Consider the following 1,240-nt stretch of genomic DNA (forward strand, 5'->3'; position numbering starts at 1 on the left):
CACCGCCGCCGACCCGATGTGCGCGGTCAGCCGCCCCGGCAGCGCCCGCCCCTCCTGGCCGGCCGACCCGCTTCCGGGGCCCGGCTCCAGGGCGGGCCGGGTGTCCGCGTGCCGCCCCACGAGGGTGATCCGCACGTCCACCGAGTCCGTGTACGTCCACTGGCCCGGCGTGACCAGTGCCTGCCCCCGTTCCGGCGGGTCGTGCCCGCGAAGGTTGACCGCCACCCTGGCGACGCCGGTCACCGTGTCGATCGGCTCCTTCAGGGACTCCAGCGCCCTGACCCGGACCGGCTCGCCGGCGAGCAGCAGCTCGTCGCCCACCGAGACGGTGCCGGCCGGCAGCGTGCCGGTCACGACCGTGCCGCTGCCGGTCACGCTGAACGCCCGGTCGATCCACAGCCGTACCGGCGCCTCGGGATCGGGCGGGGGGAGCGCGGCGACCAGCCGGTCCAGCGCCTCCCGCAGCTCCTCCAGGCCCTGCCCGGTGCGCCCGCTCACCACCACGGCCCTGCCTTGACCCGTCTGGTCTTGACCCGCCCTGCCTTGACCCGTCTGGTCCTGACCCGCCCTGCCTTGACCCATGTGGCCCTGACCCGTCCCACTTCCGCCTCGGGAACCCGCGCCCAGGGCCGCCGCCAGGCGGGCGCCCGCTTCCCGCGTCGCCGGGGCGGGGTCGGCGAGGTCGGCGCGGGTCACCACGAGCAGGCAGTGCCGTACCCCGAGAGCCTCCAGCGCCACCAGGTGCTCCTCGGACTGCGGCATCCAGCCCTCGTCGGCGGCCACCACGAACATGACGGCCGGCACCGGCCCGACCCCGGCCAGCATGGTGCCGAGGAACCGCTCGTGGCCCGGCACGTCCACGAAGGCCAGCCGCCGCCCCGAGGGGAGCGCCGTCCAGGCGTAGCCGAGCTCGATCGTCAGCCCCCGCCGCCGCTCCTCCGCCAGCCGGTCCGGCTCCATCCCGGTGAGGGCCCGCACCAGCGTGGACTTGCCGTGATCGACATGCCCGGCGGTGGCGACGACGTGCATCAGCGCCCGCCTCCCCCGGTCACCCCCAGCACCGCGCGGACCACGTCGTCGTCCCGGTCGGCGGGCACGGTGCGGAGGTCGAGCAGCAGGCGACCGCCCTCGATCCTGCCGACGACAGGCGGTTCGCCGGTCCGGAGCGGCGCGGCGAGCCGTTCGGGCAGGCTCACGGCGGCGCTCCGCAGCGTCACGCCGGGCGCGCCGCCGCCGCCCA

At 76.8% G+C, this 1,240-nt stretch carries 1 protein-coding gene and 1 pseudogene; both read right to left on the reverse strand.

The genetic code is table 11. From position 1 onward, the window contains the following. Positions 1-1,029 (reverse strand): GTP-binding protein (locus tag DQW85_RS22770; RefSeq protein WP_205315326.1); only part of this gene is annotated, 1,029 nt, incomplete at its 3' end. After that, positions 1,029-1,240, reverse strand: a pseudogene (locus DQW85_RS22775) (L-seryl-tRNA(Sec) selenium transferase); the annotation flags it as partial. The pseudogene DQW85_RS22775 and the gene DQW85_RS22770, both read right to left, overlap by 1 nt.

This window comes from Nonomuraea lactucae (assembly GCF_003313395.1).
Classification (GTDB): Bacteria; Actinomycetota; Actinomycetes; order Streptosporangiales; family Streptosporangiaceae; genus Nonomuraea; species Nonomuraea lactucae.